Genomic DNA, 24,317 nt, shown 5'->3' with positions numbered 1-24,317 from the left:
GGACAGGGTCCGCCCCCACCCTTCGGTAGCGAACCGTTCTACCGAAGGGTGGGAGCGGACCCTGTCCGCGATCCCTGCGCAGACGTGAGCGGCAGGAGCCCTCCGGGGGTCACGGCGACGATCCGTCGCTTCGGCTCCATGATGACCTCATGCAACCCCGTCATCGTGCCGAACGCCGGCAACACGCCCACGCTTGCGTCGAAGACGAACGCCGGCAACCGATGCTTGCGCCATCCGTCGCGGACCACTACGCCCGGGTGCACGTGCCCGGCCAGCACGTAACCGCGTTCGTCCGGCCGCGGATCATGCGACAGCACGAACGGCGGCTCGGCCACGCGGTCCGGGCAGAGCTCGAAGCCGAGCAGGCGCGCATCCATGTGCCGGTCGTGGTTGCCCGCGACGAGCCGCATGCGAACGTCGCCATGGCGCGCGCGCCATGCGCGCACGCGCTCCACCCAGTCGCTATGCCGTCCAGGTGCGCCGTGCACGAGGTCGCCCAGGACGACGATCTGCGCCGGCGCGTACCATGCGATCAACGCATCGAGCCGGGCGAGGTCGTCGTCGGTATCGCCGCTGGGCACCGCGATGCCCGCGCGGCGGAAGACCGCGCCCTTGCCGAAGTGCACGTCCGCGACGAACAGGATGCGTTTCGCGGGCCAGAAGACCGCACGCTCCGCATGCAGATCCAGGCGTTCGCCGGCCACCTCGATGCCGTGGGTCATGCCTTGGCCTCCAGCGAATCGCGCATGCGCTCCACCCGAGTTTTCCAGTCGTCGGCGGCGATGCCGCCGCGAATGCGCTCGACCCATAGCGGAAAGGCCAGCGGCGAGAGACGGGGCGTTTCGCGCCAGAGCAGACGGGCGCGTGCCATGCGCACCAGGCAGGCACGAAGCCGCGAGTAGTCCAACTGCTGCTCGAGCACCTCGCGTTCGGCCTGCCAGAGCAGCGGATGCGCGGGGTCGTGCCGCTTCAGCACGTCGAACAACAGGCCGCTGGAAGCCTGCAATTGACGCAGGGTCTTGCTGTGGGCCGGGTAGCCGTTGAAGACCAGCCCGGCCACGCGCGCCACCTCGCGGAACTGCCGCCGCGCCAGTTCGGTGAGGTTCACGCTGTCGCGGATGTCCTGGCGCAGGTGCCACGGATGAAGCAGCGTGCGCAGTGCCGCTTCATCCAGCGGTGGCATGTGCGCGGCGGTCAAGGTGAAACCGTAGTCGTTCACGGCGTAACCGTAATCGCCGGGGTACCGGCGCGATAACCGGTATCCGAGCAACGCGGCCATGCCCTCGTGGGCGAGCCGGCCGGCAAAGGGGTAGACGAACAGATAGTCGCCCTCCCGCGTCCGCGTGCGCTCGCAGAGGTATTCGTCCAGGCCGGGCACCGCCGATTGCCCTCGCTGGATGGCCAGCAAGGGCCGCAAGGCGCGCATCTCGGCTTCGGATGCCTCGGGATCGGCCAACACCTCGCGCAGCTCGTCCGACAATTCGCCCGACAGCGGCAGGCGCCCGCCCATCCAGCGGGGCACGCCGCCGCGGCGGGTGGTGGCGGCGCGGACGTAGGCGGTCATGTCGCGCACGCGTACGAGTTCCAGGTGCCGTCCGGCGAAGAGAAACCGGTCGCCCGGGCGGAGGCGGGCGACGAAGGCTTCTTCCACGCTGCCCAGCCGCGCCCCCTTCATGTAGCGTACCTGCAGTGTGCCGTCGGACGTGATCGTGCCGATGGAGAGGCGATGCATGCGGGCGACGCGACCGCTTTCCACCCTGTACCGGCCGTCCCTCACGACGAGCTTGTGGTATTCCGGGTAACTCGCCAGTGCCGAGCCGCCGGTCTGCAGATAGGCGAGCACGGCGTCGAAACGTTCGCGCGGCAGTTGGGCGTAGGCGAGCGCGGAGGTCACCTCGTCGAAGGCTTCATCGGGATGGAAGCCGCCGCCGAGTGCCATCGTGACCAGGTGCTGGGCCAGCACGTCGAGGGAACCGCGCGGCGGATGGCGCGGTTCGAGGTGATCGGCGGCGAGCGCGCGCCGCGCCGCGGCGACCTCGGCCAGTTCGAGCAGGTGCGTGGGTACGCAAAGGATGCGCGATATGGCTCCCGGCCGATGGCCGCTGCGGCCGGCACGTTGCAGCAGACGGGCGATGCTCTTCGGGCTGCCGATCTGTATCACGCGTTCCACCGCGGAGAAGTCGACGCCGAGATCGAGGCTGGATGTCGCCACCACGCAACGCAGCGTGCCCACGCGCAGGCGTTCTTCGGTGTCGGCGCGCAGTTTGGGATCGATGGAGCCATGGTGCAACGCCAGCGTGTCGGGGGCTTCGGGCCACACCGACGACAAGGCCTCGTGCCACAGCTCGGCCTGGGATCGGGTGTTGGCGAAAACGAGGCTGGTGGTGGCGGACAGTACGGCGTCGAGCACGCGCGGCAGCTGCGACAGTCCGAGATGACCGGCCCACGGGAAGCGCTCGTCGCTTTCGGGCAGGGCCGTTTCCACCCGCGTCTTGCGCCGGGTTCCGCCGGCGATGAGCATGCCTTCGCCACAGAGCGCGCGCAGGGCTTCGTCGAGATTGCCCAGCGTGGCGGACAGGGCCCAGGTGCGCAGGTCCGGCAACTGGCGGCGCAGGCGTGCGAGCCCGAGTTGCAGCAGCGTGCCGCGTTTGTTGCCGATCAATTCGTGCCATTCGTCGACCACGATGCCGCGCAGGCGGGCGAAACGTTCGCGCGCGTCGGGATAGCTCAGCAACAGGGCCAGGCTTTCCGGCGTGGTCACCAGCAGCTCGCAGGCGCCGCGGCGCAGTCGCGCACGTTCCGCGCTGCCGCTGTCACCCGTGCGGCGAAGCACGCGCCAAGGCAGGTCCATCGCCTCCACGGCGGCGCTCAGGTGTTGCACCGTATCGGTGGCGAGCGAGCGTAGCGGCGTGATCCAGAGCAATTGCAGTCCCGTGGCGGGATGCAACACGCCATCGATCAACGGGCCTCCCGCCGCCGCGAGCGTTTTTCCCGTGCCCGTCGGTGCGTGCAGCAGGCCGCTCTGGCCGTCGCCCCAGGCCCGCCATGCCGCGCGCTGGAAAGGCGCCGCGCGACGTTCCTGCGAGGCGAACCAGTCGAGCAGACGCCGCTCAGCCCGCCGCCAGGCCGCGGAGCGTGTCGAGGGTGTCGGCATCGTGGATCGCCTTGTCGGTGCGCCAGCGCAGGATGCGCGGGAAACGTACGGCTACGCCGGACTTGTGCCGGCTGGAAACCTGGATGGCTTCGAAGGCGAGTTCGAACACGTGCACGGCTTCCACCGAGCGCACGGGCCCGAACCGGTCGATCGTGTGGGCGCGTATCCACCGATCCAGCCGGCCGATTTCGGCGTCGTCCAGGCCCGAATACGCTTTGGCCACCGGCACCAGGCTGTCGCCGTCCCACACGCCGAAGGTGTAGTCGGTGAACAGGCCCGAACGGCGGCCGTGGCCGGGCTGGGCATAGAGCAGCACGGCGTCGAGCGTGTAGGGATCGACTTTCCACTTCCACCAGTCGCCGCGCTTGCGGCCGACGCGGTAGGGCGACGCCACGCGCTTGAGCATCAGGCCCTCGGTGCGCCGTTCGCGCGACTCGCCCCGCACGGCGGCAAGAGAGTCCCAATCGGCGGCCTCCACGGCCGGGGACAACATCAACGTGGGGCCGAGGTCTTCGATCAGCGCGGCGAGGCGTTCGCGACGTTCGCCCAGCGGACGCTCGCGCAGGTCTTCGCCGTCCTGTTCCAGCAGGTCATAGGCCATGAGCCGCACCGGCGTGTCCGCCAGGAGCTTCGGGCCCGGCTTGAGTTTGCCGATGCGCTTCTGCAAGGCCGCGAAGGGCAGGGGGTGGTTTTCGTCCAGCGTCCAGGCGAGCACTTCGCCGTCAAGCACGCAGCCTCGCGGCAAGGCGACCGCGGCCTGTTCGATCTCGGGGAAACGGCCATCGAGCCGTTCCTCGCCACGTGACCAAAGCAAGGCCTCGTCGCCGCGGCGCATGACCTGGGCACGGATGCCGTCCCATTTCCATTCCGCGAGCCAGTCGCCGACATCGCCCAGGACCGATGGCGACTCTTCGAGTGGCGAGGCCAGGAAGAACGGATAGGGACGGTCACCCGCGTGTTCGTCCGCTCGTTCGGGCTCGGCCAGTGCCGAGAAGGCCTCGGCGGCGGGGCGCCAGGTGCCGCTGAGGCGATGAGCGATGAGATCGGTGGGCAGGTTCGCCCATTGCGCCACCGCCTGCACGAGCAGCCGATGCGACACGCCCACGCGCAGGGCGCCGGTGAGCAATTTGTTGGCCAGAAACAGCTGGTCGCGCGGCAGCGCACGCCACCATTCGCGCAGCAGGTCGACGCGACCGGCGGCATCCATGCGCGACAGCGAGGGAAGGCGCGCTTCCATCCAGACGTGGAGCGGCACGTCGCCGTCGTCGGCATCGCCTTCGGGCAGCATCAACGCCACCGTCTCGGCCAGGTCACCCACCTGCTCGTAGCACTCGTCGATGAGCCATTCGGCGTAACCGGTCTCGGCGGCGAGTGCGAGGCGAAGCTCGGTGGAGCTGGCCGTGCGCTTGAGCTTGCCGCCACCGAGCACGTAGGCCGCCCAGGCCGCGTCGGCGGGGGGAGCCTCGGCGAAATACGCGGCCATCGCGTCGCGTTTGGCGGTGGTGGACGTCGTCCGGTCCAGCGTTTCGAACAAGCGGGCGAAGCGGCGCATCAGTCGCCTTCCTCGCTCGTTCGCGGCTGCGGCATCGCGCCTAGCGAGCGCAAGGGCCTGGCATCGACGCCACGTTCGGTGAGGTATCGGATCAGGGTTTCTCCGTCGCCATGGGTCACGTATACGCGCTTGGCGCGAGAATCCTCGACGCTGCGTAGCAGGCCAGGCCAGTCCGCGTGATCGGACACGACGAAGCCCCTGTCGTAGCCGCGCCGACGACGGGCGCCGCGCACCTGCATCCATCCCGACGCGAACGCGGTGGAGGCCTTGGCGAAACGACGCATCCACGGCGAGCCTGCCGCCGAGGGCGGCGCCATCACCAGCTCGCCGGCGAAGTCACGGCCCTTGGCCGAGTCGCTGACGGGGACCGTCGGGGAAAGCATCACGCCGGCGTCGCGATACGCCTCGACCAGGCGCACCATGGCCCCGTGCAGGTGGACGACGCGATCGGGATCGCGGCGCACCAATTCGGCGAGCACGCGCTGCGCCTTGCCCAAGGCATAACAGAACAGCACGGCGGGCACGCCGCGGGCCTTGCAGTCTTCCAGCCAGCCGAGCAGGTCGTCGATCACCCGCGACATCGGCGGCCAGCGATAGATGGGCAGGCCGAACGTGGATTCGGTGACGAATACGTCGCAGGGCACGGGCTCGAAGGGTTCGCACGTGGGGTCGGGATCGCGCTTGTAGTCGCCCGAGACCACGGCGACCTTGCCGCATCCTTCGATGCGGACCTGTGCCGCGCCGAGCACGTGGCCCGACGGATGCAGCGAGACGACGGTGTCGCCGAGGGTGAAACGTTCACCGTAGGGATGGGCGTGAAGCGTCGCGTCGGCGCCGAGCCGTTCGCGCATCAAGCCGATGCCGGCCTCGGCGACGTGGTAGAGCCCGCTACCGGAACGGGCATGGTCGCCATGGGCATGGGTGACCACCGCGCGCTCGACGGGGAGCATCGGATCGATGAAGAAATCGCCCGCGGGGCAGTAGAGGCCTTGGGGAAGGGGGTGGAGGAGGTCGCCGTCCATGGGAGGACGGTAGGGGGCGGTGTGTCAATGGGGCGAAAAAGCGGTGCCCACGGCGAGGCGTCGGATCAGGCGACGAACTGCAGTCGCGCCAGCTCCGCGTAAAGCCCACCCTCGCGCAGCAGCTCTTCATGCGTGCCCTGCGCGACGATCCTGCCGCCGTCCATCACCACGATGCGGTCCGCGCGCTGCACGGTGGCGAGACGATGGGCGATCACCAGCGTGGTGCGTCCCTTTTCGAGCCGCTCCAGGGCCTGCTGGATCGCCGCCTCGGATTGCGCATCGAGCGCCGAGGTGGCCTCGTCCAGCAGCAGCAGCGGCGCGTCGCGCAGGATGGCGCGCGCGATGGCGATGCGCTGCTTCTGGCCGCCTGAAAGACGCACGCCGCGTTCGCCCAGCGCGGCCTCGTAGCCGTCGGGCAGGGCGGCAATGAAGCCGTCGGCCTCGGCCAGGCGGGCGGCTTCGCGCACCTCGGCGTCGTTGGCGCTCTCACGGCCGAAGCGGATGTTGTCCGCCGCCGAGCCACCGAAGATCACGGTCTCCTGCGGTACGAGCGCGATGGCGCCGCGCAGGTCGGGCAGGGCGAGAGCGCGCAGGTCCACGCCGTCGAAGCGGATCGCGCCGCTGGCCGGATCGTGAAAGCGCAGCAGCAGGCTGAACACCGTGCTCTTGCCCGCGCCGGACGGACCCACCAAGGCCACCGTTTCGCCGGGTGCGATGTCGAGGTCGAAGTCGGACAGCGCGAGCACGTCGGGGCGCGTGGGATAACGGAACGACACGTGGTCGAAACGCAACGTGCCGGTGACCGGCTTCGGCAACGGCTCGGGGGCATCCGGCGTGGCGATGGTCGCGCGTTCGGCGAACAGCTCGCCGATGCGTTCCATGGCACCCGCGGCACGCAGCACGTCGCCCCATACTTCGGACAGGCCCGCCACCGAGCCGGCGGCGAAGATCGCATACAGCACGAACTGGCTGAGCACGCCGGGGGCGAGTTCGCCGGAGATCACGTCGCGCGCACCGGCCCACAGCACGAGCGTGATCGCGCCGAAGATCAGCACGATGACCGCGGCGGTGAGCAGGGAACGCATGCCGATGCGCAGGCGGGCGGTCGCGAGCGCCCGCGCGATCGCGTCGGCATAGCGACGGCTCTCGATGGGTTCGCGGCCATAGGCCTTGACCGCTTGCGCGGCATTGAGCGTTTCGTTGGCGACGGCGGCGGCGTCGGCGATGCGGTCCTGGCTGTTGCGCGACAGTTTCTGCACGCGGCGTCCGAACACCAGGATCGGCAGCATCACGGCGGGAATCACCAGCGCGGTGAGTCCGGCGAGGCGGGGGCTGGTCCAGGCCATCGCCCCGGCGGCGCCGATGAGCATGACGGCGCTGCGCAGCGCCACGGAGATGCCCGACCCGACCAGGGTCTGCACCACTTCGGTGTCGGTACCCAGGCGCGAAGTGAGTTCGCCTACGCGGGTGCTTTCGTAAAAGCCGACGTCCAGCCCGATCACGTGGCGGTAGAGCGTGGTGCGCAGCGAGGCCAGCGAACGCTCGCCGAGCAGGGCGATGCAGTAGTAGCGGCCCGCGGTGGCGAGGGCGAGCACCACGGCCACGCCGAACAGCGCGAGGAAGGTGCCGTTGATGGTGGCGACGTTGGAGGCGAGGAAACCGTGGTCGATGATGTGGCGCACGGCCACCGGCAGGAGCAGCGACGAGCCGGACGACAGGCCCAGGAAGATGAGCCACCCCACGGCCAGGCCCTTGTGCGGCCGGAGAAACGGCCACAGGTGGCGCAGCGCGCCGATTTTGCGTGACTTCTCCCTGCTTGCCTCGGCCATGCGTTGCGTGTTCCGTTGGAAATCGTCTGTGGGATGGGGCCTGCCAGCCGGTTATTCAATCACATATGGCCGATTGGGTGAGGATGGTTGGACGCTGACGGGCCAGCGGACAAGAAACGGACGACTTGCGTGAAGGCATGCCGAGTCCGTCACACATGGACGCGGAGGGAGGTCGGCGTACCCCGTTCGAGGGAATCGGCCATCTGTCCCAGGCGTTAAACAGGCGGCGCCGGATGCGGCCGTCGTCGCCACGTGGAGCGACGGCGTGGACTCCCCCACCAAAGGAAATCACCATGCGCGGTTATCAGCGAGGGCTCGCCCTGGCCTGTCTTCTTTCCCTGTCGTTGAGCGCGGCGGCGACGCAAACCCGGTCGCACACCGAAGGCCTGCCCTGGACCGGCACCTGGGCCGTCGGCCAGCTGCCGGTGACGCGCGCGGACTACGGCAACCTCGTCTCGCTCACCGGGCAGACCCTGCGCCAGTACGTGTACACGTCGATCGGCGGCCGTTCGGCGCGGCTGCATTTCTCCAACCAGTACGGCGAGACGCCGCTGACGCTGGCCGACGTGCACGTCGGCCTGAACGACGACGGCGGCAGCATCCTCGACGGCACCGATCACGTGGTGACCTTCGACGGCGGCACGACCGCGGTACTCCAGCCCGGCGAGAGCATCGTCAGCGATGCGATCGACATGACCGTGCCGGCCAACGCCTATCTCGCCGTGAGCACCTATTTCCCCGTGGCGACGCCGAAGACGTACACCATCCATCCGTTCACCGAGCAGACCATGCAGATGAACCGTGGCGACGTCAGCGGCAAGCCGTTCTTCGACGATCCCACGTTTCCGGGGGATTACTACTTCCTGACCGGCGTGGACGTGCGGAATCCGGACACGCCGGGCAGCCTGGTGGCGATCGGCACGTCCATCACCGACGGCGATTTCTCCAGCGGCGACCAGAACCGTCGCTGGCCCAACGACCTCTCACGCCGCCTGGCCGCGCAAGGTATCCCGGTGGGCGTGCTCAACAAGGGCGTCTCCGGTGGCAACCTGCTCGACGACGCACCGCCGCTGTACGGCGAAAGCACCCTCAACCGCTACTCGCGCGACGTGATCGACCAGCCCAACGTGCGCTGGGTGATCCATACCGACTTCAACGGACTGAGCGATACGAACGCACCGCAGTTGATCGCCGCGGTGCAGTCGCTGATGGACCAGGCGCACGCCAACCACGTCAAATTCGTGTGCGGCACCTACACGCCGACCAACGAAGCGCCTGGCACCGAAGCCACGCGCCAGCGATACAACGCCTTCCTGCGCTCGAGCCCGGGCTGCGACGCCCTGGTCGATTTCGACGCGGCGCTTCGCGATCCGGACCATCCCTCGCAGCTGCAGTCGCGGTACAAGGGCAGCGACGACGGCGTGCACCCCAACGACGCGGGCTACCAGGCGATGGCCGACGCGGTGAACCTGGCGATCTTCCAGGCGCCGACGGCACCGCCGGTGTCCAACCCGCAGCAGGATTGCGACGCCGGCCTGACCACCGGGCAGACGATCACCACGGAGAAGGACACGCTTTCCTGCGACGGACGTTTCATGCTGGCGCTGCAGGAAGACGACAACTTCGTGCTTTACCGCTTCACCGACGACGGCGGCGTGCCGCTGTGGGCGACCGGGTCGCTCACGGACGGCACCCAGCGGATCGCCTCGGGGCAGATGCTGCACAACGGCAACTTCATGTTCTACGACACCGCCGGCAAGGCCGTCTGGGCGACCAATACCGACGGCCACCCGGGTTCACGCATGCTGTTGCAGAACGACGGCAACCTGGTGATCTACGACCCGACGGGCTTTCCGGTGTGGAACACCGGCACGCAGTTGCTGGATCCGCCGGCCGCGCCGGCTCATCGCCACCGCAAGTGAGGCCTAGTCCAGCCGCCGAGGCTGGACGCGCCCGCGCGTGATGTCGACGACGCGCCCTTCGATCGTCTCGATGCGATCGAGGGGCGCCGACACGACGATGTCCGCACCATCGGCGACGAAGGTTTCCCGTTCGATCTCACCGCCGAGTTCGCGTACCCGTGCGGATACCAGCGCCAGTTCCGCGAAGTCGCAGTGCATACCCAGCCGTCCCATCGCGACGATCGGCGTGCGTGGCGCCAGCCGCAGGCATTCGGCGGCCGAGCCGCCATAGGCACGCGCGAGTCCACCCGCGCCGAGCTTGATGCCGCCATACCAGCGCGTGACGACGACCGCCACGCGGTCGCAGCCCTGGCCGTCGATGGCCTGCAGGATGGGTCGCCCCGCCGTGCCGCCAGGCTCGCCGTCATCGTTGAAGCGATAGGCGTCGCCGATGCGGTAGGCCCAGCAGTTATGCGTCGCGGACGCGTCGCCCACACGGGCGAACCAGGCGAGGGCTTCTTCCGGCGTGGCGACGGGCGAGGCCTGCGCGAGGAAGCGGCTCTTGCGGATGTCTTCCTCGTGCCGCCATGGCGAGGTGAGCGTGTACGGCATGTTTACCTGAGCAGGTCGAGCAGGTCTTGCGGCAGCTCGTAGCGTGGGTGCGAGCGGCGCAGGGCTTCGGCTTCGCGCCTTGCCTCGTCGCGCCGACCCTGGTCGAGCAGGTGGCGGATGTAGGCCACGCGGTCGTCCGGCGGCAGCGAAGACGGCAGGATCTGCGCGGACGGCTTCATGGGCATGGCCCGCTGCATCCGCAGCGCGGGAGCGAAGGGCGGCGCGGCATCGGCGGCGGGCGGTGCGGCGGGCGATGGAGCGGGAGCCGATTCGATGCGCTGGGTGCGAGCGGATTTCCGGACCGCCATCGGGGGCGAGGGGGGCGCCGCTTCGTCGAGAACCGGCGACGGCGGCGGCGGCTCGACGACGCGAATGGCATCCGGGGTTACCGCGCCTTCCGCGGGCGGAGGAGGCAGCGAGCGCGCCGCGGGCGGCATCACCGGCTCGCGACCCAGATGCCAGCCCATGCCGACGGCCAGCACGAGCACGGCTGCCGAACCGACCGCGAGCGGCCAGCGCGAGCGACGACGTGGCTGCGCCCGCATGGCGGCGGCATGAACGGCCGCATCGAGTTCCGGCGAGGGCTCGACGCGCGGCAGGCGTGCATACAACGTCGCGAGTTCGCGCTCGTCGGGCAGGTCGTCGTCGCCGGGCGGGGGTGTGTTCGGGTTCATGTCAGTCGGCCATCCTGTCTCGGATCCGGGCCATGGCGTAGCGAAGCCGCGATTTCGCGGTTTCGCGGCCCACGCCGGTCACGGCGGCGATGTCCTCCACGGAGAGTTCGTTTTCCATGCGCAGCACGAAGGCCGTGCGTTGTTCGTCGGGCAGGCTCTCGATGGCGCGTTGCATGCGCCGGCGCAACTCGAAGTCGGACAACGCGTGCTCGGGCTGCTCGCGCTCGGGCGCCGCCTGCATGGCGAGCGCCGCTTCGGTTTCGTCCGCGTCGGCCTGAGGACGGCTGCGACGAAAGCTGTCGATGGCGAGGTTGTGCGCGATCTGCAGCAACCAGGTGGAGAACTTCGCCTCGGGCCGGTAACGCGCGCGAGCGGCGATCACCCGGCTCCAGGTTTCCTGGAACAGTTCGTCCGCGAGCGCGCGGTCTTTCATCGTACGCAGCAGGAAGCGATAGAGGGCACCCTTGTGCCGCGCGTAGAGCGTGCCGAAGGCGCCGGCGTCGCCGGCGGTCCAGGCTTGCATCAGCGTCGCGTCGTCGGTGGAGGGAGCGTCCATGCGGGAAGGGTAAGGCATTTTCCCGTTGTGCGAGCCGACTTCGCCGTCGAGGTCGGCTCCCACGGTGGATCTAGCGGTCATTGGGCGCCGTCGTCTGCATCCCGCCCGCCATCTCCACCAGCCTCGCCATCTGTCCGCGATACCCGCCCGGATCACTGCCGACCGCACCGTGAGCCAACTCGGCCACCTTGTCGTAGCCGAAGCCCTCGCTGTACTTGCCGCCGCGCAGGTTATCGGCGAAGGCGGCCACGGCCGCGACGAAGCGCAGGCGGTCGCTGGGCGCGGCTTCGGGCGTCGCCGAAAGAGGCCGCTCGATCAGCCGGCTGGCGCCTCCGTCGGGCGCCTTGTAGCGCAGGCGCAGCCAGGCCAGTTCGCCACGCTCGTCCGGCGCGGCGGACGGGGGGCCGTAGCGTAGCGGATCGATGCGACCGCCCTTGGCGCCCTTGAGCGTGATCTCGTAGAGCGCCGTGACGTTCGCACCGGCGCCGATCTCGCCCGCATCCACTGCGTCGTTGTTGAAATCCTCGCGGGCGAGCATGCGCTTTTCGTAGCCGATGAGCCGGTATTCGGCGACCGTGCCGGGGTTGAACTCGACCTGGATCTTCACGTCCCTGGCGATGGTGGTGAGCGTGGCCGACATCTCGTCCACGAGCACGCGACGTCCTTCCTCGAGGCTGTCGATGTAGTGATGGCTGCCGTTGCCTGCATCGGCGAGGGTCACGGCCATGTCGTCGTTGTAGTTGCCTTCGCCGAATCCCAGCGTGGTCAGGGCGATGCCGCTCCTGCGCTTCTCGGCGATGCGATCCTTCAGCGTTTCCACGCCGACGGTGCCGACGTTGAAATCGCCATCGGTGGCGAGGATCACGCGGTTGATCCCGCCCTTGATGAAGCCTTTCGCGGCCTGTGCGTAAGCCAGGTCGATGCCCGCGGCGCCGTTGGTCGAGCCGCCGGCGCCGAGCGCGTCGATGGCGGCGAGGATCGTCGCGTGCTGGTCGCCGGGCGTGGAACGCAGGGCCACGCAGGTCGACCCGGCATACGTCACCAGCGATACGCGATCCTGCGCGCGCAGCTTCGGCACCACCTGCCGCAGCGATGCCTTCAGCAGGGGCAGCTTGTCGGGCTCGTTCATGGAACCGGACACGTCGACGAGGAAGACGAGGTTCGCCGCGGGAATATCCTTCGCGGGAAGGGTGTATCCCTGTATGCCGACGAGCAGCAGTTGGCGATCGCGGTTCCATGGCGACGGGGCCAGTTCGGTGGTGACGCTGAAGGGACGCGAGCGATCGGTGGGCGGCGTGTAGCCGTAGTCGAAGTAGTTGATGAATTCCTCGCTGCGCACGGCGTCGGCGGGCGGCAAGCGGCCCGCCTGGAGCATGTGCCGCACGTTCGTGTACGAACCGGTATCCACGTCGATGCCGAAGGTGGATACCGGCTCGTCCGCCGCCAGGTGCACGGGATTGGCGTCTCGATGGCGGTAGTGGCTGGTATCCACCGGTGGCGACCCGGCGAACGGCGGGGAGGGCGGCTCCACGATGCGGGTCGCGTCTTCCCGCATCGCGGGAGCCGCCATCTTCGCCGAAACGGGCGCCGACGCGTAGGCGAGGGTCTGCCGGCCCATCGGCAGCGGCGTCGGCGCGCCTGGCAGGCAATCGGCCGACGTCTCGCCGGGCGCCCGGGAAGGGGCCGGGGCGGGCCTGGCGGGGACGTCGCCCGCAAAGCCGCCGGCAACGGCCACCAGGCCGGCAAGGAGCAAGGGAAGGGGGGTACGCAACGTGATCATCATGCATGGCCTCTGCGGGGGACATGGGATGAAACGTGGCGACGGGACGAACGGGGTTAATTCCACTCCAGCGGCGAGGGATCGTCGGACTGGGCCACGCGCGGCGTGCCCAGCGTGCCCACGCGGTTGTGCCCCGACCGCCGGACCCGCTGGAGCGCGCATTCGGCGGCGTTGACCAGTTCCAGCGCGCCGCCGTGGGGCGAGGCGCGCAGCGCGGTTACGCCCACCGTGACGGTCACCACGCCGAACGGACTCAGGGGATGCAGGATGGCCTGGGTTTCCACGTGCGCGCGAAGCTCGTCGGCCAGGGCCACGGCCTGATGCAGCGGCGTCGCCGGCGCGATCACCGCGAATTCCTCGCCGCCGAAACGCGCCAGGAAGTCGCCGGCGCGCAGGCCGCGGGACTGCAGCATGCCGGTGAGGGCGCGAAGGCAGTCGTCGCCGGCGACGCGGCCGTAGCGGTCGGTGTACTCGCGAAAGAAATCCACGTCGATCACCAGCAACGCGATGGGCGCCTGTTGCGCCGGACGGCCCCACTCACGCAGCAGGCGTTCGTCGAAGGCGCGACGGTTGGGCAAGCCGGTGAGCCGGTCGACGAACACCAGGCCTTCGGGTTCGTCGCGCAGGCGCCATTGGCGGTGTTCCTCGTCGACGAGGTCCACCTGGGCGAGCGTGCCGCGCAGGCCGATGCCCATCACCGCGGCGATGGCCGCCGTGATGCCCAGTTCGGGATGCTCGGCCATCACCAGCAGCCCGAAGGTGAGAACGCTCATCGCGAGAAACGTGGGGCTCGCGCCCTGTACGAAACGCACGAGGTATACCGGCGGATGCCAGTGACGGCGCGTGGGCTCCATGGCGAGCACGGCGACGAGCACGGCGAACGGCAGGTCGAGCAGGGCGTCCCAAGGCGTATCGCCGAACGCGGGATGCCCGCCCAGGGCGATGTAGTGGTTGTACGTGAATCCCGCGACGGCATAGGTGACGAAGAAGGCGGCCACCGCGCGGAAGAAGCGATGGTCGTCCGGGCTGTCGGTCGCCACGAAGCGCAACAGGGCCGCCAGTGCCAGGCAGACGTTCTCCGCGTCGAGCACCCAGGCGACCTGGAGCGCGCCCGCCACGTCGGCCGCACCGTGCAGCGAGACGATGGAAAAGGTGTGTGCGTAGAAGAGCACGCCCAGCAGGAGGGCGAGGACAAGGTCGATGGCGAGCGCCCAGCGCTTGCGCACGGCCACCGGCGCCGACGATATCGCCAGCAGCACGGGCAGCACGTAGAGCACGTAGGCGAACATGCTGTCGCCGGGCGTGGGATTGTCGTTGTCCATCACGTAGCTCTGCCGCGCCGCCAGGGCCATGGCCACCATCCACAGGACGATGCTCGCGACGAGCAGCCACCATCGAGGGTCGCGCGTGCCGTCCTGGCGCCGCCAGGCAACCCACGTGCTCCCGGTGGCCAGGCTGCCCATGACGAAATAGCATGCGTAGGACACCGCCATCCCGTGACGCGCACCGGTGGCCAGGAGCATGACGTGCGTGATGACGACGGTGATCGCTAACAGCAACGCCTTCATGGGATGCGCAGGCGATCCGTGCCGGGGGAGGGAGCGGCCGCGAGGCGGCGACGGTGAAAGATCATGTGCGCCATATTACGGCGCGAGCCGGCGAAATGAACCGGGTCGATGGTCACCCGGCAGGCGCCGCCGGGGGCGCCTTCGAGTGTCGGCATCGGACAAAACGAGGCTTATCCTGCCATTCGTGCGGGCGGGTACGGGCAGCTTTGCGATGCAGGTGGCTTGGAATCCCCCGGCCGGGGCCACAGGATGAAAGCTTCCGTCGCGAAGGAGATCACCATGACGTCCCGCCCCGTACGCATTCCCGGACCGGACCATCCCATCGACATCACGCCGGCCGGCGGACGCGTGATCGTCCGCGACGGCGATCGCGTGGTCGTCGACTCGCGCCATGCCTTGCGCCTGAAAGAGGCCAGCTATCCACCCGTATTCTATGTGCCCCGCGAAGATGCCGACATGGCTGCCCTGAGCAAGACGGCGCATCACACGTGGTGCCCTTATAAGGGCGAGGCCTCGTACTTCAGCCTGCCGGGCCACTCGGAACGGGCGATCAACGCGGTGTGGAGCTATGAGGCCCCGCACGACGCGGTGGCCGCCATACGCGATCATCTGGCGTTCTATCCCGAGCGGGTCACGATCGAACACCTTCCGGACTGAGCCGGAAGCCAAGGGAGCAACCATGCAAGCCATTGTCGATATCGAACCGGCGGCACGCGTCGCCGCCTCCGCCGCTTGCGTGCCCTCGACGGCGGCAGGGCGCTATGCCGCCGTGCGCGGCCGCACCGAAGCCCTGGTGGCGACCCTCGATGCGGAAGATATGGTGGTGCAGTCCATGCCGGACGCCAGTCCGGCGAAGTGGCACCTCGCGCATACCACGTGGTTCTTCGAAACCTTCCTGCTCGGGCCGAACCTGCCGGGTTATCGGGTGTTCGACGAGACCTTCGGGTTTCTCTTCAATTCGTACTACGAAGCGGTGGGGCCACGCCATCCCAGGCCCATGCGTGGCCTGCTCACGCGGCCGTCGGTGGAACGCGTGTTCGACTATCGCCGCCACGTCGACCGGTACATGGGCGAGTTGCTTTCCCATCCCCTGGAGGCGGACATCGAGGCATTGCTGCGCCTGGGCCTCGCCCATGAGGAACAGCATCAGGAATTGCTGGTGATGGACGTGCAGCATCTCTTCGCCCAGTCGCCGCTGAAGCCGGCGTTCGATTCGCGATGGGCGCTGCCTTCGCCGGGACGCGTCGCGCGCTTTCATCGCATCGGCGGCGGTCCGGTGCGCATCGGCGCACAGGACGAGCCGTTCTCGTTCGATAACGAAGGCCCTCGCCACACGGTATGGCTGGAGCCTTTCGACATCGCCGACCGCCTGGTGACCAACGGGCAGTGGATGGCGTTCATGGCGCTGGGCGGCTATCGCCGCGCGGACCTTTGGCTGTCCGACGGTTGGGCGCAGTGTCGCGAAGAAGGCTGGGAAGCACCGCTGTACTGGCATCGCGACGGCGACGTCTGGTCGCATATGACGCCGGCCGGCTGGCGTCCCGTGGATCCGGACGCCGCGGTCACCCATATCAGCTACTACGAAGCCGAGGCTTACGCACGCTGGGCCGGTGCGCGTCTGCCGACCGAAGCGGAATGGGAACATGCGGTGCGTTCGCGCCAAGGGCTGGAACAGGTGGACGGCGTGGCATGGCAGTGGACCGCGAGTGCCTATACGCCCTATCCCGGGTTTCGCGCGGCGGACGACGCGGTGGGTGAGTACAACGGCAAGTTCATGAGCGGCCAGATGGTGCTGCGTGGCGGCGCATCGGTGACACCGCCTTGGCACAGCCGTCCGTCGTACCGGAACTTCTACCGGCCGGGACAGCGCTGGATGTTCTCCGGGCTGCGCCTGGCGCGCGACGTGCATCGCGAGCGCGAGGACGAACGCGACGTGTTCCTGCGCGATACGCTGGCGGGGCTGTCCGCCTCGCCGAAGACGATGTTGCCGAAGTATTTCTACGACGGCGCGGGCTCGGCGTTGTTCGAAGCCATCTGCGGGACGCCGGAGTATTACCCGACGCGCACGGAGAAGGCCTTGCTGGCCGGCATCGCCCCCGAACTGGCCTCATACATTCCCGAGGGCGCGGTACTGCTCGAACTGGGCAGCGGCGCCAGCGAGAAGACGCGCCTGCTGCTCGACGCCGCGCCCGGGATCGTCGCCTATGTGCCGGTGGACATCAGCGTGGATGCGCTGGACGGTGCCACCGAACGGCTGGCGTCGGCCTATCCCGCACTCGCGGTGCATCCGGTGGTGGCCGACTTCACCCGTTCCATCGACGTGCCCCTCGCCCTGGAAGGGCACCCGGTGGTGGCTTTCTTTCCCGGGTCGACCATCGGCAATTTCGAAGCCGAGGATGCGGTGGAACTGCTTCGCTCGGTGCGCCACCGGCTCGGCGCCGAGGCGCGCTTCATCGTCGGTGCGGATCAGGTCAAGGACGTGCCGACCCTGACCGCGGCGTACGACGATGCCGAGGGCGTCACGGCTGCCTTCAATCGAAACATGCTGGTGCGCATCAACCGCGAACTCGGCGGCGACTTCGACGTGGGTTCCTTCGAGCATCGCGCGGTGTGGAACGCGGAGATGGCGCGTATCGAGATGCACCTGGCAAGCCAGCGCGCGCAGCGCGTGACGGTGGCGGGGCAGGTGTTCGATTTCGCCGAGGGCGAAACCATCCATACCGAGAACTCGCACAAGTTCACGCCGGCCTCGTTCGCGGCGTTGGCGAGGTCGGGTGGCTGGGAGGTGGAGCGGCAGTGGGTGTCGGACGATCCCGCGTTCGGCGTGTTCGTGTTGAAGGCGGTGTAGCGCTGGGTTCAGCGAGCGTCGTCCACCGTCATGAAGCCGTCCTGGGCCACGCTCACCACCGCGCGACGATGTCCTTGCATGCGTAAGGCATCGTCCGTGGTGGCACCGATGGCGGCGGCCGTCTCGGCCACGCCCACGGGCAGGTTGCCCCGGCGCTTCTGCTTGCCGGCGAAGCGCCGGTAGTTGTAGCCCGACCAGCTCGTGAAGACGAGCGCGCAAACCAGGGCGCAGATGAACACGATGTTGATGTCGCCGCCGTCGCCGAGCCGATTCACGTGCAATTGCACCCAGGCGTTGCGCAGGCCGAAGGCCCACGCGCCGAGCGTGACCAGGGGCAGCCAGAGAAACACCCAGAACAGCCAGGCGATGACCGTGACGGTGGTGAATACGGCTTTCTGTGCCGCGGACTGGCGCTCGGGGCGCTGGATCATGATCGCTTCGGCTTTCATCGCAGTCCCCGGTCCGGGCTGACCCATACCGCGCGGGTGCCCTTGCGCTTCATCAGCGCCTTGGGCATCGCGACGATCGAGGTCGCCGTGTTGAGCAGCCAGTACACCAGCGGATACCAGATCATCCAGTAGTAATTGCGTCCGATGCGCGTCTCGTAGCGGCGGTCCACGAGCAGGCTGATGAGGAACTGCAACAGGCAGATCGCGCCCAGCACGACGCCGTGCCACTGCGGCAAGAGCGTGTCGATGTACAGCGACGGCGGCAGCGGCGCGAACAGGCCCAGCAGCCACAGCGTGATGATGATCGCCATGGTGTACGACCACACCAGGCTCGCCACATACTCGAAGGCCACGGGCCACATGCGGCGCTGGCGCCATTTCAGCAGCTTGCCGGTATAGCGAAGCAGCACTTCCGAGCCGCCCTGCGCCCAGCGCAGGCGTTGCTTCCACAGGCCGCGCAGGGTCTCGGGCATGAGGATCCAGCACAGCGCGTTGGGTTCGTAGCGGATTTCCCAGTGGCGCATCTGCAGGCGCCAGCTCACGTCGATGTCTTCCGTGACCATGTCGGTGTTCCAGTAGCCCACGTCGTGCAGGGCGCTCTTGCGGAAACAGGCGATCACGCCCGACACGGTGAAGATACGCCCATACACGCGTTGCGCACGCTTGATCAGGCCGATGATCGACGAGAACTCGCCCACCTGCAGCTTGCCCAGCAGGGTGGAGCGATTGCGGATGCGCGGATTGCCGGTGACGGCGGCCACGCGCGGGCTTTCCAGCATGTGCGAGATGAGCCAGTGCGTGGCGTAGTCGTCGAGCAGGGCGTCGCCGTCGACGCAGACCAGGAAGTCGGCGTTGGACGCCAGCGCGGCGGCGCGCAGGCCCATCGCCTTGCCCTGGTTGCTCGACATGTGGATCACGCGCAGGCGCGGATACGTTTGCATCAACTGATCGAGCTGCGCGCCCGTGTCGTCGGTGGAACCGTCGTTGATCGCGATGATCTCGAAGTGGGGATATTGCTGCGAGGCCAGGTGGGCGATGGTTTCGCGTACCTGCTCGCCTTCGTTGTGGCACGGCACCACCAGCGAGACCATCGGGTATTCGGCCAGCTCCGGGGGCCTCACGCGCAGGGGCTCGTTGCGCTCCCAGCGCAGGAAGTAGATCACGCCGCCGCTCATCCAGATGAGCGACATGATCAGCGGATAGAAGAACGCGAATTCGAGCAGTACGTGGAGGATGCCGCCGTTCATCGCGCGGGTTCCGGATAGGGATAGTCTTCGGCGGAGATGAACGGACGGATGCTCTCCAGCGCCGGTCGGTCCTTGAGGAAGTCGTCGGGGTAATAACCGATGTGGCGCGCGCCCAGGGCCTGCACCGCGCGCATTCGCTCGCCCATGGCCGCGGCCGGGATCGGCGCCTTGGTACGCCAGTCCTGCGCGGCGAATTCGAATACCGTGCGGTCGAACGCATCGGGCGTGGCGGCCACGGCGTCGGCCAGCGTGCGGTACCAGCGCAGGGTATCCCGCTGCTTGTCGAGCTGCGGCATCGCCATGAGCGCGGTGAAGTCGTAGGCCTCGTTGAACGCCGCCAGGTTCTGCGCCGTCCAGCCTTCCGCCTTGGGCGTCAGCACCGGCAGTGCGTAAAGGTTGCGCGCGCTGCGCGCCTGTGGACGCCAGCGATGCACGCGGGTCATCAGCTCCTGGGTGAAGGCGATCAGGGCCTGCGTCTTCTGCGTCGGCGTGTCGTGGGCCCAGGGGCCGAGGTTGTCCGTGTCGCGCAGGTAGGCGTCGTCGGAGAACAGGATGCCCGCCGCGTCGGCATGCATGGCGAGGTCTTCGTAGACGTCGCCGATCATCTGCCGCACCTTGGGGTCGTACGGCGCCAGGCGGAAGTGGTCGCCGCCGGGCTTGGGCTCGCCCGCGAGCGAAGGGAGATCCTTGCCGTCGGGAAAGCGGAACGCCATCACGGGCATCCACGCGTACACGCGCACGCCCGCGCGGGTGCGCAACTGCCAGGACACGCGCGAGTAGAGGTCGGCACGCATCGGCAGGTGGCGGTTGGGGAAATACACCGCGTTGGCCACGCCGTCGCCGTCCGGGTCCGCATAGGCCTGCAGCCACACCTGGCTGGGATGCATGCGCTTGATGCGATCGAGCAGCTTGGACAGGTTGCGGTCCTGCTGGGCGGGATCGGGGTCGTAGACGTAATCGAGGTCCACCTGCACGGCGCGCACGGGGTCGACGCGCGAGAGATGGCGCATGAGCCAGCCCAGGCGGTTGGCCGTGATGTTGCCGCTGACCAGCAGGCGCGGGATGGTACCGCCGCCGCCGACCTTCGGCAGGCGGTCGCCGAGGCTGAAGGAAAAGGTCATGCCTTCGCCGGCGGCGATGTTCTGCCCGACCTGGGTGTAGGCACCGTAGGGCCAGACCATGGCGCGCGGATGCACCCCGGTATGCTCGGCGATCTCGTTGGCGCTGTGCGCGAGGTCTGCGCGTACGCGCGCGGTGTACTCGGCTTCGGTTTCGTAGTGCTTCGTGGCCGCGTCGTAGTGCACGTAGGCGGCGGCCGGTTGCAGGTTGCCCTGCGGGTTGCCTTCCATGCCCTGGTGCAGCGCCCAGGAATGCGAACCGAATTCGACCAGGCCCGACTTCTGCATCTCCGCCACCTGGTCCCAGCTCAGGAAGCACGAGCGGTCGCAGTCGGAACCGTTGTAGGGCATGCGCTTCCCGGCGGGCATGTCCATCCACGAACCCACCAGCGCGGCGAGGGCGGGGTAGTGGTAGGCGCGCAGCAAGGGATAGACGCGCGTGTAGAAGCTCTCCAGGCCGTCGTCGAAGGTGAGCAGCACCGCATTGGGCGGCAGCGGCGCGCCGCCATGACCGGCCTGAGCCACCTGCTCGAGGCTCACGATGTTGTAGCCGTTGCCCTTGAGCCAGTCGAAATGGGCGATGAGGTGATCGGTGCTGGTCGCGTCCGGATCGCGGTCGGCCTGTTGGCCGACGTCGTCGCGGACGTCGTGGTAGGCCAGCACGATCAGCGGCGCGTGCACGGGCGCCGCGGGCTGGGCGAAGGCGGGCAGGGCGAGACCGATCAAGGCCAGCAGTGACAACAACGAGCGCATGACGGGTCAATCTCCCCAGTGCAGGGTCAGGTCGAGGACGACGCGGTGTTCGCGGCGGCCATCGTAGGGTTGGTTGTGCCAGCCGATGCCCCAGCCGAGGCGGAAGCCCGGCATCGGGGCGAAAATCTGGCCGTAGCGTACGGTGGCCATCCAGTCGCTGGAAAAGCCTTGCTCGTCGTAGCGGCCGACCGCGACGTCGACGCGCTGCGTCCACGTGCGTTCGTAGAACTGGCTGAGCACGTTTTCCAGCCGGCCGGTGAGAGCGTAGCTCTTGTCGCGTCGCGGATTGAAGTACGGACGCTCGGTCTGCGTATTCATCGAGCCGCCGACTTCCACGCCGCCGTCGAGGGTGAGGTAGGGCGCGGTATGCAGGCGCTGCACGACGGTGGCGAGCCAGCCCGTGCGCTGGTTGCCGTCGCTGAAATGGTCGCGGGTGAGGCCGAGCTTCGCCTCGAACAGCTCGCTGCTGCGGTAGGTGACCGCCGTGGCGAGCGTCTTGGCCGAGATACCGTAGTACTGCGCGCGCAGCGGGGTATCGTCGCCGGCCGTGCTGAAGTCGGCGTTGACCGACCAGTGGTCGCTCATCGCCCAGTTCACGCCGGCCTCGATGGCCGTCTTGCCCACGTAGCGGTCGGCCGCGGGCAGCGCCTGGACATAGGCTTCGAGTCCGCGCGCATAACCGCGCAGCCCCAGGCCCACCCGGCTGCGGCGCACGCTGCCTTCGGGCAGGTCGGCCGTGGCATAGCGGGCCAGGGCCAGCACCCGCCAATGGTCGTCGATCAACGGGCTGGCGACCGTCGCCTGGGTGTCGCCGTCACGGTCGCCGAAGTCGGGGCTGGAGCCCTTGCCGCGCTCGGTGGTGATGTCGAACTGCCAGCCGCGCTCGCGATCCCATGAACGCATCGATCGGTCGACGCGTCCGTTGCGGTCGGCCATCGCGTGCGCGACGGCGAGGTCGTCATCCACCTCGTCGTAGTCATGCAGCGCGCGCGCCGCTTCGGACCGTCCGACGTAGATGCCCACGTCGCGTTCGTCGAGCGTGCCGGCGATGTCGATGTCTTCCTCGGCACGGCGCGGCCACCCGCGGGCCAGTTCGGTCATGCCCAGTTCGCTGCGAAGCTGCGCATTGGCCGGGGCTTCCCGGCTGAGCGGCTCAAGCCGGGCGTAAGCCGCGGCCGGCATGTCGACGTATTCGCGCAGCGTCGCGGCGGCCACGTCGGCATCGACCTTGCGCGGGTTTTCCAGCGGCAGGCGGATACCGGGAACGCGAACCCACGCGGGTTCCTTCGCGGTGAGTTCGTCGATGGTCTTGATGGCCTTCGGAACCTGGTTGGATTCCAGGTAGGCGTACATGAGCCCGATGCGCGGCTCAGGTTCGGAAGGGTCGTAGGGGCCGGGATCCTTGGCGATGGCGTCTTCGAAGAGCGCGGCCGCCTCGGCGGGCCGGCGCTGCGCGAGCAGGGCATCGGCCATCGCGCGTTCCACATAGGGAGGAAACGGGGCGTCGTCCTTTCGGGTGGCGTCGTAACGCTTCACGGCTTCCGCCGTCTGGCCCGCCTGGTCGAGCGCCACCAGCAGGTCGAACCGTTCGCGGCGACGAAGGTCCTTCGGCAGGCCGGCATCCTCGGCCAGCGCCCGGGCATCGGCCACGGCGCGATCCGCCTCGGCGTAGGGCGTGCGAAGGTCGGCCGGCTCGCCGTCGGCCCAGCGGATCTCGTGGCCCACGTCGTCGGCATGCAGGTGGAAGCGGTCTTCCACGCTCTGCGGCGGATCGAGGCGGGCCGCCAGTTCCTTGGCGCGCGTCGTCGCGCCCAGTTCCGTCAACAAAGTGACGTTCATGGACAGGGCCTCGCGGTCGGCGGGCCAGCGGTCGAGGATCGCCTGGCACGTGGCCAGGGCATCGACGCGATGCCCCTGCGCCCGCTCGGCGCGCACCTGCGCCATGAGCGCATCGCGATCGGGCGACGGCGTGGAAGCCAGGGCAACGGAGCCCTGCAAGGCCCATATCAGCGCCAGGCACAGCCTCGCCCGGGGCACGCGCGCGGAGCGCGGAGGTGTCGTGTGAATCAAATCCATCCTGCCTGTTGATCCGCGATCTGCCTTGGCGGACGTGCTTATCCGGCCAGGGAAGTTAAATGTTCCGCCGTCGTCTCCCCACTTCCCGGCGGCAGCCCACCATGATAACCGCAAGAAGCGTGCCGACGTTCTTATCACTTTCGGCCAATTCCGTTCTGAGAACGGTGTCGAAAGGAACGTGATGGCCATGTGCAGATAAGTCCGCGCATACTTTCGTGAATACGGCCCGCGCCTCGAGGAATCGTCATGCTCGATGTTCATCCGCCCCACCGGAAGATCGATGGCGTCAAGGAATTCCTGCTGCACATCCTCACCATCACCGTGGGCCTGTTCATTGCGTTGAGCCTGGAAGGGCTGGTCGAGTCCGTGCATCACCGGCATCTCGTGCACCAGGCCGAAGCCGCGATGCGCAGGGAGGTCGCGGACAATGCCCGTGACCTCTCCCGGATCCGTACGCAGATCGACAAGGAGCTGAAGATGCTCGACGACGACCGCGCCGTCCTGGCGAAGATCGCCAACGCGTCCGCCGAAGGCCAGCACCTGAGCTTCAACATGGAGATGGGGGCGTTGAAGGATGCGGCGTGGCGTACGGCCCAGACGTCGGGCGCCTTCACGTACATGGCCTACGAGGATGCGCAGGACTTCTCCACCGTCTACGCGATGCAGGATCAATTCCGTGGCGCGCAGGAACAGGTGATCAAGGACGTCATGGATGCGGCGGCGACCGTGGAAAGCGTTCCCGACGCGGGACAATGGACACCGGAACGCATGGCGACGGCGATCGATCGCCTGGCGGTGGCCAAGATGCGCCTGACCTATCTGCAAATGCTGGTGGTCGCTATGGACAGGACGTATCGCGCGCTCGACAAGGAATGAACGGGTTTCGCTTCGCGATTATCGGAACGGTTTGAATCCCTGTTTTATACCGGCTCGAATCACATTTTGCCGATTCGATATCGGTCATGCCGTAATTGCCCATTTCCGCCGAATAAAGCGCAGCCCGCGGCTAATGCGTAACGCATTTGCACGCTTGTAGATCGGTTGCCAAATTTATGCATCCGATGAAACCGATGGTCGCGTAGGCTCCACGGCAATCATTCCCCAACCCGCCTTTTAACGCTTGCCCGACGAACGACAGGGGCGGGTTCCTTGCGGCCTCGCGACGTCGGACCGCAGCG

General features: G+C 68.1%; 18 protein-coding genes. 4 read left to right on the top strand and 14 right to left on the bottom strand.

The annotated features are described in order from the left end of the window. Positions 1 to 38: 38 nt before the first annotated feature. The 5 genes from pdeM to L2Y94_RS12675 all read right to left on the bottom strand — a co-directional run bounded on the left by pdeM (position 39) and on the right by L2Y94_RS12675 (position 7,557). Positions 39 to 722, bottom strand: a complete 684-nt coding sequence (gene pdeM / locus L2Y94_RS12695; protein WP_247367019.1) for a ligase-associated DNA damage response endonuclease PdeM — start codon at positions 720 to 722, stop codon at positions 39 to 41. After that, positions 719 to 3,154 (bottom strand): ligase-associated DNA damage response DEXH box helicase, encoded by a 2,436-nt coding sequence (locus L2Y94_RS12690; protein WP_247367018.1) that lies wholly within the window; start codon positions 3,152 to 3,154, stop codon positions 719 to 721. The genes pdeM and L2Y94_RS12690 overlap by 4 nt, the downstream gene beginning before the upstream one ends. After that, positions 3,111 to 4,706 (bottom strand): ATP-dependent DNA ligase, encoded by a 1,596-nt coding sequence (locus tag L2Y94_RS12685; RefSeq protein WP_247367017.1) that lies wholly within the window; start codon positions 4,704 to 4,706, stop codon positions 3,111 to 3,113. Before L2Y94_RS12685 ends, L2Y94_RS12690 begins: the two co-directional genes overlap by 44 nt. After that, positions 4,706 to 5,728 (bottom strand): ligase-associated DNA damage response exonuclease, encoded by a 1,023-nt coding sequence (locus L2Y94_RS12680; protein ID WP_247367015.1) that lies wholly within the window; start codon positions 5,726 to 5,728, stop codon positions 4,706 to 4,708. Before L2Y94_RS12680 ends, L2Y94_RS12685 begins: the two co-directional genes overlap by 1 nt. 65 nt (positions 5,729 to 5,793) lie before the next feature. Then, positions 5,794 to 7,557, bottom strand: a complete 1,764-nt coding sequence (locus tag L2Y94_RS12675) for an ABC transporter transmembrane domain-containing protein (RefSeq protein ID WP_247367014.1) — start codon at positions 7,555 to 7,557, stop codon at positions 5,794 to 5,796. A gap of 293 nt (positions 7,558 to 7,850) precedes the next feature. Between L2Y94_RS12675 and L2Y94_RS12670 the strand changes: the two genes are divergently transcribed. Then, entirely contained in the window at positions 7,851 to 9,479 is a 1,629-nt protein-coding gene (locus L2Y94_RS12670) for a GDSL-type esterase/lipase family protein (protein ID WP_247367011.1), read from the top strand. A gap of 3 nt (positions 9,480 to 9,482) precedes the next feature. On the opposite strand, the gene L2Y94_RS12665 is transcribed toward L2Y94_RS12670, so the two are convergent. The 5 genes from L2Y94_RS12665 to L2Y94_RS12645 all read right to left on the bottom strand — a co-directional run bounded on the left by L2Y94_RS12665 (position 9,483) and on the right by L2Y94_RS12645 (position 14,648). Then, positions 9,483 to 10,070, bottom strand: coding sequence for an IMPACT family protein (locus L2Y94_RS12665; RefSeq protein WP_247367009.1), 588 nt, complete (start codon positions 10,068 to 10,070; stop codon positions 9,483 to 9,485). Between the two features lie 2 nt (positions 10,071 to 10,072). Beyond that, positions 10,073 to 10,744: a hypothetical protein gene (locus L2Y94_RS12660; RefSeq protein ID WP_247367006.1), complete on the bottom strand. Its 672-nt coding sequence runs from the start codon at positions 10,742 to 10,744 to the stop codon at positions 10,073 to 10,075. Position 10,745: 1 nt separating this feature from the next. Next, positions 10,746 to 11,300, bottom strand: a complete 555-nt coding sequence (locus tag L2Y94_RS12655) for an RNA polymerase sigma factor (protein WP_247375236.1) — start codon at positions 11,298 to 11,300, stop codon at positions 10,746 to 10,748. Positions 11,301 to 11,370: 70 nt separating this feature from the next. Next, positions 11,371 to 13,083 carry a vWA domain-containing protein gene (locus L2Y94_RS12650; RefSeq protein ID WP_247367005.1) on the bottom strand — a complete coding sequence of 571 codons (1,713 nt, stop codon included), beginning with the start codon at positions 13,081 to 13,083 and terminating at the stop codon, positions 11,371 to 11,373. Positions 13,084 to 13,136: 53 nt separating this feature from the next. Further along, complete coding sequence (locus L2Y94_RS12645; protein ID WP_247367002.1) at positions 13,137 to 14,648, bottom strand: diguanylate cyclase; 1,512 nt, start codon at positions 14,646 to 14,648, stop codon at positions 13,137 to 13,139. A gap of 279 nt (positions 14,649 to 14,927) precedes the next feature. On the opposite strand from L2Y94_RS12645, the gene L2Y94_RS12640 reads away from it, so the two are divergent. Together L2Y94_RS12640 and egtB are read left to right on the top strand one after the other, a co-directional pair. Then, positions 14,928 to 15,305 (top strand): DUF427 domain-containing protein, encoded by a 378-nt coding sequence (locus tag L2Y94_RS12640; RefSeq protein WP_247366998.1) that lies wholly within the window; start codon positions 14,928 to 14,930, stop codon positions 15,303 to 15,305. Positions 15,306 to 15,327: 22 nt separating this feature from the next. Next, positions 15,328 to 17,496: an ergothioneine biosynthesis protein EgtB gene (gene egtB, locus L2Y94_RS21350; protein WP_345779992.1), complete on the top strand. Its 2,169-nt coding sequence runs from the start codon at positions 15,328 to 15,330 to the stop codon at positions 17,494 to 17,496. Between the two features lie 8 nt (positions 17,497 to 17,504). On the opposite strand, the gene pgaD is transcribed toward egtB, so the two are convergent. Genes pgaD through pgaA form a run of 4 tightly spaced genes read right to left on the bottom strand, consistent with a single transcriptional unit; the run spans position 17,505 to position 23,139 of the window. Further along, positions 17,505 to 17,927, bottom strand: coding sequence for a poly-beta-1,6-N-acetyl-D-glucosamine biosynthesis protein PgaD (gene pgaD, locus L2Y94_RS12625; protein ID WP_247366997.1), 423 nt, complete (start codon positions 17,925 to 17,927; stop codon positions 17,505 to 17,507). Between the two features lie 14 nt (positions 17,928 to 17,941). Next, a complete protein-coding gene (gene pgaC / locus L2Y94_RS12620; RefSeq protein WP_247366990.1) occupies positions 17,942 to 19,192 on the bottom strand; it encodes a poly-beta-1,6-N-acetyl-D-glucosamine synthase in 1,251 nt (416 codons plus the stop codon). Beyond that, on the bottom strand, positions 19,189 to 21,063 hold the full coding sequence (pgaB, locus tag L2Y94_RS12615; RefSeq protein WP_247366989.1) for a poly-beta-1,6-N-acetyl-D-glucosamine N-deacetylase PgaB: 1,875 nt from the start codon (positions 21,061 to 21,063) through the stop codon (positions 19,189 to 19,191). The genes pgaC and pgaB overlap by 4 nt, the downstream gene beginning before the upstream one ends. A gap of 6 nt (positions 21,064 to 21,069) precedes the next feature. Next, positions 21,070 to 23,139: a poly-beta-1,6 N-acetyl-D-glucosamine export porin PgaA gene (gene pgaA / locus L2Y94_RS12610; protein WP_247366988.1), complete on the bottom strand. Its 2,070-nt coding sequence runs from the start codon at positions 23,137 to 23,139 to the stop codon at positions 21,070 to 21,072. Positions 23,140 to 23,385: 246 nt separating this feature from the next. Between pgaA and L2Y94_RS12605 the strand changes: the two genes are divergently transcribed. Next, positions 23,386 to 24,015, top strand: coding sequence for a hypothetical protein (locus L2Y94_RS12605; protein WP_247366987.1), 630 nt, complete (start codon positions 23,386 to 23,388; stop codon positions 24,013 to 24,015). Positions 24,016 to 24,317 lie beyond the last annotated feature (302 nt).

The sequence above is a fragment of the Luteibacter aegosomatis genome, from assembly GCF_023078455.1.
Classification (GTDB): Bacteria; Pseudomonadota; Gammaproteobacteria; order Xanthomonadales; family Rhodanobacteraceae; genus Luteibacter; species Luteibacter aegosomatis.
This window is presented reverse-complemented; position numbering and strand designations above follow the sequence as displayed.